Origin of the sequence: Pseudonocardia halophobica (assembly GCF_050948485.1) — a bacterium.
Lineage (GTDB): Bacteria > Actinomycetota > Actinomycetes > Mycobacteriales > Pseudonocardiaceae > Pseudonocardia > Pseudonocardia halophobica.
On record NZ_CP192046.1, the window covers coordinates 4,288,206 to 4,304,338 of the forward strand.

General features: G+C 73.6%; 15 protein-coding genes and 2 pseudogenes. 5 read left to right on the forward strand and 12 right to left on the reverse strand.

Annotated elements, in window-relative coordinates; all coding sequences use genetic code 11:
- Nucleotides 1–23 precede the first annotated feature (23 nt).
- The 6 genes from ACQP04_RS20425 to ACQP04_RS20450 are packed head-to-tail and all read right to left on the reverse strand — an operon-like array spanning nucleotide 24 to nucleotide 8,040.
- Nucleotides 24–1,064, reverse strand: coding sequence for an ABC transporter ATP-binding protein (locus ACQP04_RS20425; protein ID WP_433502159.1), 1,041 nt, complete (start codon nucleotides 1,062–1,064; stop codon nucleotides 24–26).
- Nucleotides 1,064–3,025 carry a dipeptide/oligopeptide/nickel ABC transporter permease/ATP-binding protein gene (locus ACQP04_RS20430; RefSeq protein ID WP_433502160.1) on the reverse strand — a complete coding sequence of 654 codons (1,962 nt, stop codon included), beginning with the start codon at nucleotides 3,023–3,025 and terminating at the stop codon, nucleotides 1,064–1,066. The genes ACQP04_RS20425 and ACQP04_RS20430 overlap by 1 nt, the downstream gene beginning before the upstream one ends.
- Nucleotides 3,025–3,972: an ABC transporter permease gene (locus ACQP04_RS20435; protein WP_433502161.1), complete on the reverse strand. Its 948-nt coding sequence runs from the start codon at nucleotides 3,970–3,972 to the stop codon at nucleotides 3,025–3,027. The genes ACQP04_RS20430 and ACQP04_RS20435 overlap by 1 nt, the downstream gene beginning before the upstream one ends.
- A gap of 11 nt (nucleotides 3,973–3,983) precedes the next feature.
- A complete protein-coding gene (locus ACQP04_RS20440; protein WP_433502162.1) occupies nucleotides 3,984–5,507 on the reverse strand; it encodes an ABC transporter substrate-binding protein in 1,524 nt (507 codons plus the stop codon).
- A gap of 3 nt (nucleotides 5,508–5,510) precedes the next feature.
- The gene (locus ACQP04_RS20445) at nucleotides 5,511–6,731 is read right to left on the reverse strand and encodes a CaiB/BaiF CoA transferase family protein (RefSeq protein ID WP_433502163.1); all 1,221 of its coding nucleotides are present in this window, start codon (nucleotides 6,729–6,731) and stop codon (nucleotides 5,511–5,513) included.
- Nucleotide 6,732: 1 nt separating this feature from the next.
- Nucleotides 6,733–8,040: a CaiB/BaiF CoA transferase family protein gene (locus ACQP04_RS20450; RefSeq protein ID WP_433502164.1), complete on the reverse strand. Its 1,308-nt coding sequence runs from the start codon at nucleotides 8,038–8,040 to the stop codon at nucleotides 6,733–6,735.
- Nucleotides 8,041–8,311: 271 nt separating this feature from the next.
- Here ACQP04_RS20450 and ACQP04_RS20455 point away from each other — a divergent pair, with 271 nt between their 5' ends.
- The 3 genes from ACQP04_RS20455 to ACQP04_RS20465 all read left to right on the forward strand — a co-directional run bounded on the left by ACQP04_RS20455 (nucleotide 8,312) and on the right by ACQP04_RS20465 (nucleotide 11,547).
- Nucleotides 8,312–9,484 carry a thiolase family protein gene (locus tag ACQP04_RS20455; protein WP_433502165.1) on the forward strand — a complete coding sequence of 391 codons (1,173 nt, stop codon included), beginning with the start codon at nucleotides 8,312–8,314 and terminating at the stop codon, nucleotides 9,482–9,484.
- A 10-nt stretch (nucleotides 9,485–9,494) separates the two neighbouring features.
- Nucleotides 9,495–9,893, forward strand: coding sequence for a Zn-ribbon domain-containing OB-fold protein (locus ACQP04_RS20460; RefSeq protein ID WP_433502166.1), 399 nt, complete (start codon nucleotides 9,495–9,497; stop codon nucleotides 9,891–9,893).
- 67 nt (nucleotides 9,894–9,960) lie between these two features.
- Entirely contained in the window at nucleotides 9,961–11,547 is a 1,587-nt protein-coding gene (locus tag ACQP04_RS20465) for an NAD(P)-binding domain-containing protein (RefSeq protein ID WP_433502167.1), read from the forward strand.
- On the opposite strand, the gene ACQP04_RS20470 is transcribed toward ACQP04_RS20465, so the two are convergent.
- The 3 genes and pseudogenes from ACQP04_RS20470 to shbA all read right to left on the reverse strand — a co-directional run bounded on the left by ACQP04_RS20470 (nucleotide 11,514) and on the right by shbA (nucleotide 14,564).
- Nucleotides 11,514–12,089 (reverse strand): class I SAM-dependent methyltransferase, encoded by a 576-nt coding sequence (locus tag ACQP04_RS20470; protein ID WP_037051949.1) that lies wholly within the window; start codon nucleotides 12,087–12,089, stop codon nucleotides 11,514–11,516. The two genes, ACQP04_RS20465 and ACQP04_RS20470, sit on opposite strands and share 34 nt — an antisense overlap.
- A 1,058-nt stretch (nucleotides 12,090–13,147) precedes the next feature.
- Nucleotides 13,148–13,912: pseudogene (locus ACQP04_RS20475) on the reverse strand (maleate cis-trans isomerase family protein); the annotation flags it as partial.
- An 88-nt stretch (nucleotides 13,913–14,000) separates the two neighbouring features.
- The gene (gene shbA / locus ACQP04_RS20480) at nucleotides 14,001–14,564 is read right to left on the reverse strand and encodes an RNA polymerase sigma factor ShbA (RefSeq protein WP_433502168.1); all 564 of its coding nucleotides are present in this window, start codon (nucleotides 14,562–14,564) and stop codon (nucleotides 14,001–14,003) included.
- 175 nt (nucleotides 14,565–14,739) lie between these two features.
- Between shbA and ACQP04_RS20485 the strand changes: the two are divergent.
- Both ACQP04_RS20485 and ACQP04_RS20490 read left to right on the forward strand, forming a co-directional pair.
- Nucleotides 14,740–14,820: pseudogene (locus ACQP04_RS20485) on the forward strand (DsbA family protein); the annotation flags it as partial.
- Between the two features lie 136 nt (nucleotides 14,821–14,956).
- Nucleotides 14,957–15,400 (forward strand): DsbA family oxidoreductase, encoded by a 444-nt coding sequence (locus tag ACQP04_RS20490; protein ID WP_433502169.1) that lies wholly within the window; start codon nucleotides 14,957–14,959, stop codon nucleotides 15,398–15,400.
- 4 nt (nucleotides 15,401–15,404) lie between these two features.
- Here ACQP04_RS20490 and ACQP04_RS20495 read toward each other — a convergent pair whose 3' ends face one another.
- Genes ACQP04_RS20495 through ACQP04_RS20505 form a run of 3 tightly spaced genes read right to left on the reverse strand, consistent with a single transcriptional unit; the run spans nucleotide 15,405 to nucleotide 16,112 of the window.
- The gene (locus ACQP04_RS20495) at nucleotides 15,405–15,740 is read right to left on the reverse strand and encodes a hypothetical protein (RefSeq protein WP_433502170.1); all 336 of its coding nucleotides are present in this window, start codon (nucleotides 15,738–15,740) and stop codon (nucleotides 15,405–15,407) included.
- A gap of 15 nt (nucleotides 15,741–15,755) precedes the next feature.
- The gene (locus ACQP04_RS20500) at nucleotides 15,756–15,902 is read right to left on the reverse strand and encodes a hypothetical protein (RefSeq protein ID WP_433502171.1); all 147 of its coding nucleotides are present in this window, start codon (nucleotides 15,900–15,902) and stop codon (nucleotides 15,756–15,758) included.
- Nucleotides 15,903–15,905: 3 nt separating this feature from the next.
- Complete coding sequence (locus tag ACQP04_RS20505) at nucleotides 15,906–16,112, reverse strand: LLM class flavin-dependent oxidoreductase (RefSeq protein ID WP_433502172.1); 207 nt, start codon at nucleotides 16,110–16,112, stop codon at nucleotides 15,906–15,908.
- Between the last annotated feature and the right edge of the window lie 21 nt (nucleotides 16,113–16,133).

Here is a 16,133-nt window from a genome sequence, read left to right on the forward strand (position 1 = left end):
CCCCCCTCATCGGAGGCTCGGGCTCACGGTCGCGGAGGCCGCCCGGCGGGCGCACCCCGCAGCTCCGGGCCCGTGGTGTGCAGATGACAGTACGTGGTCACACCGTCATCCGTCACGAATCCGGCAGGCGGCTCCGTAGCGCAGTCGTCCATCGCGTACCGGCAGCGGGTGCGGAAACGGCAGCCCGAGGGAGGGTCGGTCGGTGAGGGCAGGTCGCCCCGCAGCACCACCCGTTCACGAGCCCGCTGACGGAGCGGGTTCGGGTCGGGGACGGCCGCGAGCAACGCCTCGGTGTACGGGTGCCGGGGCGCGGTGTAGACGGCGTCGGCGGGGCCCTCCTCCACGATCCGGCCCAGGTACATGACGGCGATCCGGTCACTGACGTGCCGGACGACCGACAGGTCGTGCGCGATGAACAGGTACGTCACGCCCAGGTCCCGCTGCAGGTCCTGGAGCAGGTTGACGACCTGCGCCTGGGTCGAGACGTCCAGCGCCGAGACCGGCTCGTCGAGGACGAGCAGGTCGGCACCGACGGCGAGCGCGCGGGCGATCGCCGCACGCTGCAGCTGTCCGCCGGACAGCTGCGACGGGTACCGGTCCAAGTGCTCCGACGCCAGCCCGACCCGCGCGAACAGCTCCTCCAGCCGTGGCCGGGCGGCGGCCGTGGTGAGGCCCTCGTGCGTGCGCACCGGCTCGGCGACGCTGTCCGCCAGCGTCGAGGTCGGGTCGAAGGACGAGTACGGGTCCTGGAACACCATCTGCATCCGGCGGCGGAGCCCCCGCAGCTCGGACTCGGGCAACCCGACGAGGTCCCGGCCGCCGAACCCGACCGAGCCGGACGTCGGCTCGGCCAGCCGCAGCACCAGCCTGCCGAGGGTGCTCTTGCCCGAGCCGGACTCGCCCACCAGCCCGAGTGTGGTACCCCGGGCCAGGGCGAGGTCTACGCCGTCGACGGCCCGGACCTCACCAACGGTGCGGCGCAGCAGCCCGCGGCGGATCGGGAACCGCTTGGTCAGGTCGGTCGCGGTGAGCAGCGGCGGGGCCAGAACGGGCGGCGCAGTCATCAGCGGGCTCCTTCCAGGGTCAGCTCGTCCGAACGGAGGCACCGCACCCGGTCCCCGCCGCCGAGGTCCGCCAGCGGGACGACGGCGTCGGCGCAAGCGGCCACCGCATACGGGCAGCGGGTCCGGAACCGGCAGCCCGACGGCAGCCGGTCCAGCGCGGGCACGGTGCCGGGGATGACGGTCAACCGCTCGTCGCGGCGCCCGACCTGCGGCATCGCGCCCAGCAGGCCCGCCGTGTACGGGTGCCGGGGCCGCGCGAACACCTCGGTGACCTCGCCCTCCTCGACGACCTCGCCCGCGTACATCACGACGACGCGGTCGCACAGGTCGCTGACCACGCCGAGGTCGTGCGTGACGAGCACGACCGCGAAGTCCAGCTCGCGCTGCAGGTCCCGCAGGACGCCGAGGATCTGCGCCTGGATGGTCACGTCGAGGGCCGTGGTCGGCTCGTCCGCGATCAGGACGCGGGGCTCACAGGCCAAGGCCATCGCGATCATGACGCGCTGCCGCATACCGCCGGACATCTGGTGCGGGTAGTCGTCCATCCGTTCCGAAGCGGCAGGGATGCCGACGCGCTCGAGCATCTCCAGCGCCCGGGACCGCGCGGTGGCCCGGTCGGCACCGCCGTGCAGCCGCACCGACTCGGCGACCTGGCTGCCGATGGTGCGGGAGGGATCGAGGCTGGTCATCGGGTCCTGGAAGATCATCGAGACGTCGCTGCCGCGGACCGCGCGTATCTCGTCGAACGACATGCCGAGCAGGTCCTTGCCGCGTCGCTCGACCCGGCCCGCCGTGATCCGGGCGGCGGGTGGGAGCAGCCGCAGCACGGACAGCAGCGTCACGGACTTGCCAGACCCGCTCTCCCCCACCACCCCGACAACAGCACCGGATGGGACGTCGAGGTCCACGCCCTCGACGACGGCGTGCCCCGTGCCCTGGGCGAATCGCACCGCGAGGTCCCGGACGCGTAGGGCCGAGCCCTCGCCCGCCGGCGCGGTGGGGGCCGGCGCTCGGTCGACGACCGTCAGCCCGCGCTTCTCGCCGCGCTGCATCCGGGGTTCGTCCACGCCGCCGAGGACGCGGCGCAGGCCGTCGGCCAGCACGGTGAAGGACAGGACGGTCAGGGTGATCGCCAGGCCGGGGATGACGAGCTGCCAGGGCTCGGTGAACAGTGCGTGGTCGTAGGCGCGGCGCAGCATGTTGCCCCAGCTCGCCTCCGGCGGCCGCGCGCCGAGGCCGAGGTAGCTCAGCCCGGCCTCGGCCAACAACGCGGTGCCGAGGTAGAAGGACACCGAGACGATCAGTGGGGACCGCAGGTTGGGCAGCACCCGGTGCCGCAGGATCGTCAGCCGCGGCGTCCCGATGGTCCGGGAGGCCTCGACGTAGGTCTCCTCGCGGATCGCCAGGGTCTGCCCGCGGACGAGCCGGGCGAGGCCCGGGGTGAACACCACGGCCAGCGCCAGGATGATCTTGTCCAGGCCCGCGCCGAGGATGCCGGCGACCGCGAGCGCCAGGACCAGCGGCGGGAAGCTCAGTCCGGCGTCGGTGATCCGCATCAGGACGTTGTCGACCCACCCGCCCCTGTAGCCGGCGATCAACCCGATGACCAACGCGAGCACCAGGGCGATGCCGACCGTCGCGAAGCTCGCGGCCATCGACAGCCGGGCCGCGTACATCAACCGACTGAGGATGTCGCGCCCGAGGTCGTCCGTGCCGAGCAAGTGGCCGGGGCCCGGCGGGGAGAGCGGCGGCGCGACGTTGAGCAGGGTCGGGTCGTGCGGCGCGAGCCACGGCGCGAACGCCGCGACCAGCAGGACGAGTGCGAGGAATCCGGCCGCGGCGGCCGGGGCGGGCTTGGCGAACAGCCTGCGCATGGCCGCGATCACGGGCGGGCTCTGTCGCTGCGGGACGCTCCTGGTCTCGGCGGCCGCCGGCGCCGTCGTCTGGGTGGGGGTCGCCATCAGGCCACCCGCACCTTCGGGTTGAGCAGCGCGTAGCTGATGTCGACGAGCAGGCTCATGCCGACCTGGAACAGGACGAAGATCATGGTCACCCCCTGGATCACCGGGAGGTCGCCGCCGACGATGCCGTCGAGCAGGTACGAGCCGAGCCCCGGGATGGAGAAGATCTGTTCGATGATCACGGTGCCGCCGAGCAGATAGCCGACGTGCACCGCGAACACGGTGATCGCCGGGCCCGCCGCGTTGCGCACCGCGTGCCCGCCGATCACCTGCCGGGCCGACGCGCCCTTGGCCCACAGCGTGCGGATGTAGTTGCTGCCGAGTTCGCCGATCAGCGCCGCGCGCAACTGCCGGGACAGCTCGGCGGACAGGAAGAAGCCCAACGCGATCGCGGCGAGCAGGATCGACTGCAGCCAGCCGACCGGCGAGTCCGTGAAGGGCACGTACCCGGCGGGCGGTAGCCAGCCCAGCCCGACCGCGAACACCACGATCAGGATCGCCGCGAACCAGAAGTTCGGGACGCCGACGCCGAGGGTCGAGGTGACCCGGTTGACCCGGTCCGCGATCCCGCCGGGCCGGGTGCCCGCGAGCACCCCGAGCGGTACTGCGATCACCAGCGCCACCACGACGGCCGCGATCACGAGGCCGACGGTCACGGGCAGCCGCTGCCCGATGGACTCCATCACCGGCACCCCGCTGAACAGCGAGGTTCCGAAGTCGAGCCGGACGGCGTCCCAGAGCCAGTACAGATACTGCAGGACGAAGGGCTGGTCGAGGTGCAGCCGCTCGCGGATCGCTTCGACCGCCTGTGGGGTGGCGTTGGGTCCGCCCGCGAGGGTCACTGCCGGGTCCCCCGGCAGAAGCGAGGTCAGCATGAACACGGCGAAAGAGACGACGAGAAGGATCGGGACGAGCGACAGCAGCCGCCGGCCGACGAGTGTGAGCACGGGTTCCCCTCCTACGGGCGCGGGCCGAGCGAGGCGTTGCGCAGGTCGGGCCCCTCCAGGTCGCCGCGGACCTCGGTGACCCCGCCCACCTCCGCCCGCATCCCGACGGCGATGGGCTCCTGGGCGAGGAAGAGCATCGGTTTCTCGGCCACCTCGACGGTCTGCAGCGCGGTGTTCGCCGCGATCTCCGCCTCCCGGCCGGTGGCGCCGAGGGTCTTGGCGTACGCGGCGTCGAACGCCGGGCTGCTGTAGCCGAGCCCGAGTCGCGCCTTGCTGACCAGAAAGCTGTCCGGCACCGAGTAGTTGATCGTCGACGCCATGATCGAGTCCGGTTTGGCCAGGGCGTCGTTGATGTAGTTCGGCGAGACGTTGATCTCCACCTCGACCCCGACCTGGTCGAGCTGGGCCTGCAGCACCTCGGCCGCGGCGACCATGACCGGCTGGTTCTGCACGAGCATCCCGATACGGAAGCCCTCCGGGTATCCCGCCGCGGCGAGCAACTCCCGGGCGCGCACCGGGTCGTAGCGTGGCGGCCCCTCCAGGTCGGCGGAGTGGTACGGCGAGCCGGGGAAGTACATGGTCTGCGTCGCCTGCCCCGCCCCGGCGTAGGCGACGTCGTTGACCATGTCCCGGTCGAAGGCCCAGGACAGCGCCTCCCGTACCTCGGGCACGGAGAAGGGCGGCCGGTCGAGCCGCATCTGGAAGTAGAGGACCTCGTTCCCCGGCTTGACCAGCGTGGTGAGCCCCTCGCGAGAGTCGACGACCGGGATGTCGGACAGGCTCACCGGGGCGAGGTCGATCCGGCCGGCGGCGAGTGCGGAGATCATCGGCGCGCCTCTGCCGTTCTGCACGAAGTCGACGCCGTCGAGGTGCTGCGCGGCAGGGTCCCAGTAGCCGTCCCACCGACGCACGGACAGCAGGGCGCCGCGGTCGAGCCGCTCGAATCGGTACGGCCCGGCCCCGACCGGCGCCGCGTTGAATCCGGCGCCCTTCTCCCGCACGGCGGTCGGGGACGCGATCTGCCCGAACGCCGACGACCGGGTGAACGTCACGTTGAACGCGTATGCCGTGACGGGCGCGGTGTAACGGACCCGCAGCACCAGTGGCGAGACCACCTCCATCGACTCGAAGGCCCGGAAGTCCGGGGTCTTGGACAGGGTGGGCTCGGCGAGGCCGCGCTCCCAGTTGAACCGGATCGCCTCGGCGTCGAGCGGGGTCCCGTCCTGGAACCGGACGCCCTCCCGCACGGTGAGCACCGCGGTCAGCGGGTCCGGCGCCTCCCACTTCGCGAGCAGGCCCGGGCGCAGGGTCCCGTCGTCGCTCCGGTAGATCAACCGGTCGAAGATCAGGTCCAGCCACGAGTTCTGGTTGGGCGTCAGGGAGCGGGACGACTGGACGGGGTCGAAGATCGGGCCGCCGCCGGGTGTGAGGTCCGCGCCGTAGCGCAGGATCCGGTCGCTCCCCGGCGCCGCGGCGGCGGAACCGCACCCCGCAAGGAGCAGAACGCACAGGGCCGCGAGCGCGAGTCGCCGCACGGCTCAGCCCCCCGCCACCGGGTCGGCGGCGCGCAGCTCGCTCACGACCTCGGCGGTGTCCTCGCCGAGCCGCGGCGCACGCACGCGCCCGGTCCCCGCTGTGAACACCGTCGGCATGCCCCGCCAGGGCAGCCCCGGCTGGGGCAGCGGCGTCCCGTCCGGCCCCTCGACGGCGGTGAAGAAGTCCCGGTCGTGCAGGTGTGGGTCGGCGGTGACGGCGGCCACCGGTTGGACCCGGGCCCACGGCAGCGCCCGGCGCTGGGCCTCGTGGAAGAGCTCGACGCTGTCCCGTTCCGCGCAGAACCGGGCGATCGCGGCCACGATCTCCGGCATGTTCGCCACCCGGTCCGCCTCGGCGACGAACCGCTCGGCGTGCAGGTCGTGGGCGAACCCGGCGCCGTCGAACCAGTCGAGGACCGCTGCGAACCGGCGGTCGTTCAGGTACAGCGTGAGCGCGCAGAGCCAACCGCCGTCGGCGCACCGGAACTGCCACTCCGGATTGTGCATCACCGCGGACGCGTGTCGGCCGGTGTGGCGGAACACCTCCTGCCCGCCGAACTCCCACACCGAGACCGGGATCTCCGTCGACACGGCGATGCTGTCGTGCAGCGCGACGTCGATCGTCCGCACGCCGACGGCGGGCCGGTCCCGCAGCGCCGCCACCGCGTAGACGGCCGCCAGCACGCCGCCGAAGTGCCGGGGCTGGTTCCCGACCGGAGTGATCGGGGTGCCCGGCTCGTCGTCGACCGCGTCGTACCCGGTCTGGCCGGTGACCCCGCCGAGCGACATCGACACCACGTCCGACGACCGGTAGTCCCGCCACGGCCCGGTCCGGCCGAACGGGGTGACCACGACGTGCACCAGGCCGGGCGCGAGACGCTCGAGCGTACGGCCGTCCAGCCCCACGCCCGCAGCGCCGTCCGGCCCGAGCCCGTCCAGCAACACGTCCGCCGCCGCGACCAACTCGTGCAGGGTCGCGCGGTCGCCGGGCCGTGCGAGGTCGAGCACGACGGACCGCTTGGCCGTGTTGTAGTGCAGGAACGGCAGGCTGTGCGCGCCGTCGTCGATCCCGTCGACGAAGGGACCGGCCGAACGGGTCGGGGCGCCGCCCGGCGGCTCGACCTTCACCACGTCGGCACCGAGGATCGCCAGCAGCATCCCTGTGTACTGGGCGTCGCCGTCGTCGAGCTCGACCACGCGCACGCCTGCGAGCGGGAGGGACATCTCAGACCGCCTGGGGGTAGTAGGAGGGCAGGGGCAGGCCGTCGGGCCAGGTCACGCCCGCCTCGCGCAGCTCGGCGCAGCGGGCCGGGTCCGCCTCGAGCCACTCGGCGAGCACCGCGTCGGTGTCGGCGCCGAGCAGCGGCCAGCGGTCCGCGAGCGGGAGCGGCTCGCCGTCGACGTGCACCGGCAGCGAGCCGAAACGGTGCTCCCCCACCCACGCGTGCGTGCGGCGCTGGAACACCTCCCGGGCCCTGAGCGACGGGTCGTGCTCGAGGCGGTCGCGGCCGCTCTGCACGGCCCCTGCGGGCACGCCGGCCGACTGCAGCCGCGCCATCAGCTCGTACTTGGTCTGCGTCCGGGTCCATTCGCTGAGGTGCGCGTCGAGCGAGTCCTGGTCGGCGACCCGACCGGCCACCGTCGCGTACCGGGGGTCGCGGGCCCACTCCGGGTCGCCGAGGCACTCCCGCAGGGCGGCCCACTGGTCGTCGTCGAGCACGGTGATGGCGCAGAAGCCGTCCGTGCCCTCGTCCGCGGTGCGGTAGACGCCGTAGGGGGCCCCGCGTTCGTAGCGGTAGCCGTCGACCGTGCCGTCCGGCCAGGCGCTGCGGTTGCCCGGCGGGAACGCGCCAGTGGTGGTGTCGGTGCCGTTGACCGCGGCGTCAAGCAGGAGCGGGGCCAGCATCGCCGCACCGGTCTCGACCTGAGAGAGGTCGATCCGGGTCGCCTCGCGCTCGGTTGGGGCGAGCGCCACGGTGACCGCGTAGGCGGCCTGGTAACCGGTCATGACGTCGAGGAACGAGTAGCCCCAGCCCGCGGGCGGGCGACCCGGCTCGCCCGACGCGTAGGTGACCCCACTGGCCGCCTGCGCGGTGGGGCCGTAGCTCACGTAGCTGCCGTGCGGCCCGGAGTGGCCGAACCCGGAGATGCTCAGGTAGACGATCCGGTCGTTGAGCTCCCGCATCCGGTCGAAGGTCAGCCCCCAACCCGCCATCACGCGCGGCGAGTAGCTCTCGACCAACACGTCCGCCGCGCCGATCAGCTCCTCGACCAGTGCCAGTCCCGCCGGCTGCCGGGGGTCGACCGTGAGGCTGCGCTTGCCGATGTTGAGGTCGGCGAAGAACCCGCCGCTGTCGTAGACGCCGGGGACGACGGGTGAGAACGAGAACACCCGGCCCGGGTCCGGCCGGGTCGGGTACTCCACCTTGACCACATCGGCGCCGAGCGCGGCGAGGACCTTCGTCGCGGTCGGCCCGGCGACGTTCCAGGTGAAGTCGACGACGCGGACCCCGGTCAGCGGTGCGAAAGGCATGCGCGATCCCCTCGGGCTCGGGTGCAGGGCTTGGGGTGCAGGGCTGGACCCGTCGCCTCGACCGGCGGGGCCCGGCCGCGGGTCCGGTGGACCGGCGCGGCATGACGTCCACGAGAATGACCCAGGTCACACTCGGTGTCGATTGGCGCACGCCACGAAGTCGGTGCCGTCCATTCGTGGTTCTGCACGGAATCCCGAGGAGGCCGTTGATCCCCAGGTGGGCGGCGGCTTACACCTGGGCGGCAGGCGTCGTCGACCCCATGGAGCCGCCGTGACCCGCTCACACCGCCGTCCCGTCGTCGCGGGCCTCGGCATCACCGACATGACCCGGCGGATCTACGGGCGCACCGCAGCACAGTTCGCGGTGGACGCCGTCCGGCTGGCACTCGACGACGCAGGGCTCGCCCTCGGGGACGTCAACGGTCTGCTCACCAACGCGGGGATCACCCGCGGCATCGGACTGTCCCTGCAGAAGGACCTCGGCCTGCGCGACCTGCGCCTGCTGTCGGAGATCCAGGCGTACGGGTCGTCCGCGGGCGCGATGGTGCAGTACGCGTCGATGGCGGTGGAGTCGGGGATGGTGGACGTCGTCGTGTGCGTTTTCGCCGACGCCCCGCTGCAGGAGGGCGGCGGGACCGGGGACGCCTACGCGAGCAGCCGGGCCACCCCCGCCGGCTTCGCGGCGATGCCGTTCGCGGCGGGCCTGCGCGGCGCACCGTCGATGTACGCGCTCGCGGCGCGCCGGCACATGCAGGCCTACGGCACCACGAGCGAGCAGTTCGGCGCGGTCGCGGTCGCCGCCCGCGAGTGGGCGGCCCGGAACCCCCTCGCCCAGATGCGCGAGCCGATCACGATCGCCGACCACCAGGCGTCGCGCTGGATCGCCGAGCCCCTGCACTTGTTGGACTGCTGCCTCGTCAGCAACGGGGCGATCGCGGTGGTGGTCACCTCGGCGGACCGCGCGGCCGCCCTGCGGCAACCGCCGGTACACGTCCTCGGCTGGGCGCAGGCCCACCCCGGGTACATCCGGGAGCGGAACAGCGAGTTCGGACTGGTGTCCGGCGCGACCCGATCCGGGCCGGAGGCGCTGAAGATGGCCGGGGTGACGATCTCCGACGTCGACGTCGCCGAGATCTACGACTGCTTCACCTACACGACGATCGTCTCGCTCGAGGACTACGGCTTCTGCGAGAAGGGCGAGGGCGGCCCCCTCGCGGAGTCGGGGGCGCTCGGCCCGTCCGGCTCCCTGCGGGTCAACACCGGCGGCGGCGAGCTGTCCAGCTACTACCTCTGGGGAATGACCCCGTTGTCCGAGGCCGTGATCCAGGCTCGCGGCCAGGGCGGCGACCGCCAGTCCGAACGGCACGACGTCGTGCTGGTGAGCGGCAACGGCGGCTTCCTCGACTACCACAGCACCCTGATCCTCGGCACGGGTCCGAGCTAAGGAGGACGAGATGTCCGTCGGAGTCATCCACCGGGACGCGGCCTCCGCCGCGTTCTTCGACGGCACCTCGCGCGGCGAGCTGCTGCTGCGCCGGTGCACCACCTGCGGCCACGCCTCGGAGCCCGCGACCGAGACCTGCCCCGCCTGCACCGGTCGGGAGCTGGACTGGGAGCCGGCCGCCGGGACGGGGGTACTCGTCTCCTGGGCCGTGGTCCACACCCGGTCGCAGGAAAGCACCGTTCGAACTCCGGTCGGCCTCGTCGAACTCGACGAAGGCCCGTGGCTGGAGATGCAAGTCGTCGGCATCGACCCGGACCGGCTCGTTCCCCAGCTGCGGATACACGTGGGGTTCGAGCGACCAGAGGGTGGCGAGACGCTGCCCGTGGCGCGGCCCGTCGACATTGACTGAACGAACGCTTAGCAAGGGAGCCGTTCGTGAGGCATATTCAAGTGACCGCCGACACGAGGGAGTGCTGATGGCCGACACCGACGTCGTCATCGTGGGGGCCGGGTTCGCCGGCCTGTACCAGCTGCACCGGGTGCGCGGGCTGGGTCTGCGCGCGCGGGTGTTCGAGGCCGGCAGCGGTGTCGGCGGCACCTGGTACTGGAACCGGTACCCCGGCGCGCGTTGCGACGTCGAGAGCCTCGAGTACTCGTTCTCCTTCTCCCCCGAGCTGGAGCAGGAGTGGGAGTGGACCGAGCGCTACCCCGCCCAGCCGGAGATCCTCCGGTACGCCGAGCACGTCGCCGACCGCTTCGACCTGCGCGGCGACATCACCTTCGACACCCGGGTCACGCACGCCACCTGGCGGGACGACCACTGGGAGATCCGGACGGACGGCGGCGAGGAGCTGACCGCCACCTACTGCGTCTTCGCCACCGGCTGCCTGTCCGTGCCCAAGGAGCCCGACCTGCCCGGCGTCGGGAGCTTCGCCGGCCCGATGTACTTCACCTCCCGCTGGCCGCACGAGGGCGTCGACTTCACCGGCCGGCGGGTCGCGGTGATCGGCACCGGCTCCTCCGGCGTGCAGTCCATCCCCGTGATCGCCACGCAGGCCGCAGAGCTGACCGTCTACCAGCGCACCGCCAACTACGTCGTCCCCGCGCGCAACGCCCCCCTCGACGCCGCCACCCAGGACGCCCGCAAGGCGGAGTACCCCACCTACCGGAAGCTGGCCCGCGAGTCGCTCGCCGGCCTGCTCGGCACGCCGTCCGAGGTCTCGGCCCTGTCCGTGACACCCGAGGAGCGCACCACGGCGTTCGACCAGGCCTGGGAGCGGGGCGGGCTGGGGTCGTTCCGGCAGTCCTTCGGCGACCTCGGCCTCACCCTGGAGGCCAACGACACCGTCGCCGAGTACATCCGCGGCCGGATCCGCGGGATCGTCGCGGACCCGGAGACGGCCGACGCGCTCGGCCCGAAGGACCACCCCTTCGGCACCAAGCGCCCCTGCCTCGACACCGGCTACTTCGAGACCTACAACCTCCCGCACGTCCGGCTCGTCGACCTGCGGAAGACGCCGATCGTCGCGATCGAGCCCACCGGCGTGCGGACCACCGACGAGCTCGTCGAGGTCGACGACCTGGTCCTCGCCACCGGGTTCGACGCGATGACGGGCGCGCTGCTGGCCGTCGACGTCCGGGGCCGGGACGGCGTGCGGCTGCGCGACGTGTGGGCCGAGGGCCCGAGCACCTACCTGGGCCTGGGCATCGCCGGCTTCCCGAACCTGTTCACCATCACCGGGCCGGGCAGCCCGTCCGTGCTGTCGAACATGCTCGTGTCGATCGAGCAGCACGTCGACTGGATCACCGACTGCCTCGCCGCGCTGGCCGGCCGGACGATCGAGGCGGACGAACAGGCGCAGGAGCGCTGGACCGCGCACGTCGCCGAGGTCGGCGCGCAGACCCTGATGCACCACGCGAACTCGTGGTACCTGGGCGCGAACGTGCCGGGCAAGCCGCGGGTCCTGCTGCCGTACGTCGGCGGGGTGGGCCCCTACCGGCAGATCTGCGACGACGTCGCGTCCAAGGGTTACGAGGGCTTCCGGCTGACCGAGACCGCGTAGCCGCCGCCGGTGTAGGGCTCGCGGTCCCAGGTCGCGAAGCGGTCCTCGGCCGCGAGCCCGGCGGCGGTGCACCAGGCGTCGTACTCGTCGAGGCCGGGCCAGCCCACCTGCAGGCTGAACCCGGCGATCAGCCGCCCGCCCGGCGCGAGGTGCCGGGCGCTGCCGGCGACGACCCCGGCCCGTTCCCGGGCGTAGGGGATCACGTTGCCGGCCAGGACCACGACGTCGAACCGGTCGGTGATGTCCAGGTCCTCCAGGCCGCTGCGGATCCACCGCAGCTCCGGCGCCTTGGCCGTCGCGGCGGCGATCATGTCCGGGTCGGGGTCGACGCCGACCACGGCGATCCCGCGGCGGGCCAGCTCGATGCCGACGCGCCCGGTGCCGCAGCCGCCGTCGAGCACCGATCCCGGGGAGTACGCGGCGACGAGGTCGGCCTCGCCGTGGACGTTCTTCCCGGCGGCGGCGAGGGCGTCCCAGCGCGCGTCGTAACGGCCGACCTCGACCGTGTCCTTCCACTGCGACCAGTTCTCGGGGAGCGGCACACCCTCAGCCTAAAGGGACGTCTGGTGGATCATCCGCCACACGTCCCTCAGCGTCGCCCTCACACCACGGCGCGCGCGGCGAGGCGTTTGCGGAGCCACCGCCCGAGCCGCATCCCGCGGTAGTCCGGGTGCACGAGCAGGACCAGCTCGCCGTCCGCGCCCGGTGCCGACCCCTCCAGCACGGCACCGAGCCCGACGAGCGCGCCCGCCTCGTCGCGCACCACGAGGGCCGGACCCCGGGGCGTGACGAGCAGGTTGCGCAGCTCGCGGTCGGTCCAGCTGGCGGTGTAGCTGTCCGCCGGGCCCAGCGCGGCGAGGCAGGCGCAGAGCAGGTCCTCCACTGCGCCCACCTCGTCGCCGGTGGCGGGCTCGGCGACCAGCTCGTCGCCGGAGAGCAGCACGATGTCCCACCGCGGCCGCACCGGCTCGAGATCCGCCGCGCGCAGGAACGCCTCCGCGCGGGCCTGCTCCGTGACCGTGAACGGCGCCCAGTCGCGCAGCGCGACCAGCCAGCCGCCGTTCGGCGCGGGCACGGACAGGACATGCGGGTGGTGCGGGGGCTCGGTCGGCCGGAACCGGACGTCGTCGGCGTGGACGAGCGCGCCCAGGCCGCGGGCCAGCGCGGAGTCGTCCCCCGCGGCCGCGCCGCCGACCGCCTGCACCGCGAGGTCGAGGGCCCGGGTGGGGGCGTCGACCAGGTCGTGCGGATCGGCCGGGGTGACGAGCACGGCGCCGGGATCGTGGGTGCCGAGACCCTCGCGGATGGCGCGGGCCAGCTCGTCGGCACCCCGCGAGGACCCGACGAACATCTCGTCGACGACCGAGCGCGAGTCCTGCCCGTGCACCGCGAGCCCGAGGATGTTGCCGTCGGCGCGGGCGACCGCCTCGGTGAGCCGGGCGAGCGCGCCGGACTCGTCCGGCAGCCGGACGCGGACCTTGTGCAGCACCTGCGGGTCCTCCGGGCCGCCACCCCGACCGCCGGGCTCCTCGTCGTGGATCGGCTGGTCGGGCACCACGCGCAGGTGCGGCGGCGGCACCGATCCCGCGGTGCCGTGGATCAGCGACTGGCCCGGCCCGACGGCGCGGTGCCCGACCGCCCGCAGCGCGGCCCACATCGTCACCTGGTTCGCGGTGATCACCGGCTTGCCGAGCAGGCGCTCCAGCGGGGCGATCACGTCGTAGGTGGACAGGTTGGTGCAGCTGATGAACACGGCCTCGGCCTCGGGCCGGTCGGCGGCGCGGACCGCGCGCACGACCTCCTCGTAGGACACCCGCCAGATCTGGCCGAGCAGCCCCAGCCCGACGCTCGCGACCGTGTCGATCCCGTGCGCGGCGAGGAACTCCTCGAGCCGGCGGGTGAGGTCGTCCACGTACGGCGTGACGACGGCGACCCGGCTCACGTCGAGCGACCGCAGGCCCTCGACGAGCGCCCCGGCCGTGGTGAGCGCGTGCGGCGCGCCCGCCTCGCGGATCACCCCGGTCAACGCGATCTCGCCCGCCGCGCCGTCGACGAAGCTGCCGGACGTGCAGGCGTAGGCGACGACCCCGGGCTCGGGGACCAGCACGTCCCGGGTGGCGCGGCGCACCGGCTCCGGGTCGGAGATCGCCCGCGCCATCTCGGCGGTGACCGGCGACGGCACGAACGGCGTGCGCGTGACGTGCAGGGCGGCGTCGTCGGGCACCCAGCGCCAGAGCTCGCGGTCCAGCGCGAAGTCGAACGGCACGATCACGCCGACCCCGGAGGTCGGCGACGGACCGGACGCGGCCAGGGCCTCCGCACCGTGCACAGGGCCACCCACGGGGCCTCCGACGCTCTCCTGCATACCGCCACGGTGGATCTCCCGTGTGTCGGCACCGCGTCCGGCGTGTTGCCGGGAGGTAAGGGGGCCGGACATCCCGCCGAGCCGCAGCTCAGCGGGATGTGATCTCCGCGCTCGTCGGCGGCGACATCCCCTCCGCCTCCGCGTGCCGGCGCAGGGTGGTGAGCGCGCGGTGCTGCATCGCCCGGACCGCGCCCGGCGTGCTGCCGACGACCGCCGCCGTCTCGTCGGCCGACAGGCCCACGACGACCCGGAGCACCAGGACCTCGCGGGCGGCCGCGCTCAGCCGGTCGAGAACCGGCCGCAGGCGGGCGACGTCGTCGTGCACCATCGCCCGCTCCTCGGGTCCGGCCGAGCGGTCCGGGCGGTCCGGGACCAGGTCGGCCAGCTCCGGGCTGCGCGCGGCGGCGCGGTAGGCGTCGCCCACCTCGTGGACGGCGATCCGGTGCACCAGCGCCAGGAACGGACGGCCGCGGTCCTCGTAGCGGGGCAGCGCCCCGAGCACGCCGATGCAGACCTGCTGGGCCAGGTCCTCGGCCGTCAGGCCCGGCAGTACCGTCCCCATCCGCGCGCGGCAGTAGCGCAGCGCGAACGGCCGCACGATCCGCAGGACCTCCGCGGCGGCCGCCGGGTCCCCCGCCGACGCCCGTGCCACGATCTCCCGGTCCGGTCCCTCCGGCCGTCTCGCGCGCTCCCCCGTCTCCCGTCTCCCCCTCAGCACCACCCCACGACCATGGCCCGAACCGCTCGCCGAGCGGTAGGACGGCGCTGAGAGGAGCCTGTGAGCCGGACGGCGGAATCGGGTTGACGCCTCCGCGGTTGGGCGAGGGGTGAAGGTCGAGATCTGGTCCGACGTCGTCTGCCCGTGGTGCGCGCTGGGCCGGCGCCGGTTCGCCGCGGCGCTGGCCCGCTTCCCGCACGCCGACGAGGTCGAGGTGCGCTACCGCAGCTTCGAGCTCGACCCCCGGGGCGCCGCGGCGGCACGAGGGCGACCGCGAGGAGCGGCTCGCCGCGAAGTTCGGCAGCGACCGCGCCCAGGTCCGCGCGATGCACGACCGGATGACGGACATGGGTGCCGCGGAGGGCGTCGAGTTCCGGTTCGAGAAGGCGCAGGACGGGTCGACGGTCGACGCCCACCGGCTCCTGCACCTGGCCTGGGACGAGGGCGGCGCGCCGCTGCAGGAGACGCTCAAGGAGCGCCTGCAGCACGGCTATTTCGCCGAGGGCGAGCCGATCGGCGAGCCCGAGGCCCTGCGCCGCCTCGCCCTCGACGCCGGGCTGCCGGCCGCGGCCGTCGACCGCCTCCTGGGCTCCGACGAATACCTCGACGCCGTCCGCGTCGACGAGGACCAGGCCCGCCGGTACGGCATCACCGGCGTCCCCTTCTTCGTGGTCGACGCGACCTACGGCGCCTCCGGTGCCCAGCCCGCCGATGCCCTCCTCCAGCTCCTGGAGAAGGCGTGGGAGGAGGGCCGGACCCGTTCCGCGTGAGCGGTCACCCAGGGACGAGGGCGTCCAGGACGGCGAGGGCGGCGGCGGGACCGATCGGCGGCACGAGGATCGGCCGCTCCACCCCGGCCTCACGGTAGCGCGCCAGCCGCTCCCGGCACCGCGGCACCGGGCCGAGCAGGCAGAACGAGTCGAGGAGGCGGTCGCTCAGCGCGGCGCCGCCCTCGCCTCGCGCCATCCGTTCGGTCTCCTCGTGGAACCCCTCGGAGCGCCACATCCGGCGGAAGAACGGGAAGGTCGTGTACAGCGCGAGGTTCTGCCGCGCGAGGTCGCGGAGGGCGGGCAGGTCGTCGCCGACGAAGGTCGGTATCCCGAGCGTCACCTCCAGCGGGCCGAGCTACGGGGCCCGGTGCCGGCCCCGGGCGATCGACTCGCGGCTGCGTTCCGTCCGCTCCGGCGACCACATCGTCGGCATGATCCCGTCGGCGGCCTCAGCGGCCAGCTCGACGGCGTGCATCCCGAGCGTCGCGTGGTGGCTCGGCACCGCCTAGATGTCGGCCACCCAGGTCCCGACCCGGACCCGGCTCGTCGCGCCGCCCATGACCTGGGCCGTGGTGAGCGTGTCGCTGTTCACCTCGGCGCTCAGCACCGCCGCGAAACCCGCGTCCTCGGCCGCCCGGGCGACCTCCCGCACGTCGGCCGCCCGCCAGCCCGCGCCGGGGATGACCGCGGCCCCGATCGGCCCCGTCGCCATGCCGGGATGGTCCCGCCGGTG

Bases quoted from the DNA above. Each gene is read 5' to 3' on its own strand.
- ACQP04_RS20425 (WP_433502159.1), bottom strand. From the start codon at position 1,064: ATGACTGCGCCGCCCGTTCTGGCCCCGCCGCTGCTCACCGCGACCGAC.
- ACQP04_RS20430 (WP_433502160.1), bottom strand. From the start codon at position 3,025: ATGGCGACCCCCACCCAGACGACGGCGCCGGCGGCCGCCGAGACCAGG.
- ACQP04_RS20445 (WP_433502163.1), bottom strand. From the start codon at position 6,731: ATGTCCCTCCCGCTCGCAGGCGTGCGCGTGGTCGAGCTCGACGACGGC.
- ACQP04_RS20450 (WP_433502164.1), bottom strand. From the start codon at position 8,040: ATGCCTTTCGCACCGCTGACCGGGGTCCGCGTCGTCGACTTCACCTGG.
- ACQP04_RS20460 (WP_433502166.1), top strand. From the start codon at position 9,495: ATGTCCGTCGGAGTCATCCACCGGGACGCGGCCTCCGCCGCGTTCTTC.
- ACQP04_RS20465 (WP_433502167.1), top strand. From the start codon at position 9,961: ATGGCCGACACCGACGTCGTCATCGTGGGGGCCGGGTTCGCCGGCCTG.
- ACQP04_RS20490 (WP_433502169.1), top strand. From the start codon at position 14,957: ATGCACGACCGGATGACGGACATGGGTGCCGCGGAGGGCGTCGAGTTC.
- ACQP04_RS20505 (WP_433502172.1), bottom strand. From the start codon at position 16,112: ATGGCGACGGGGCCGATCGGGGCCGCGGTCATCCCCGGCGCGGGCTGG.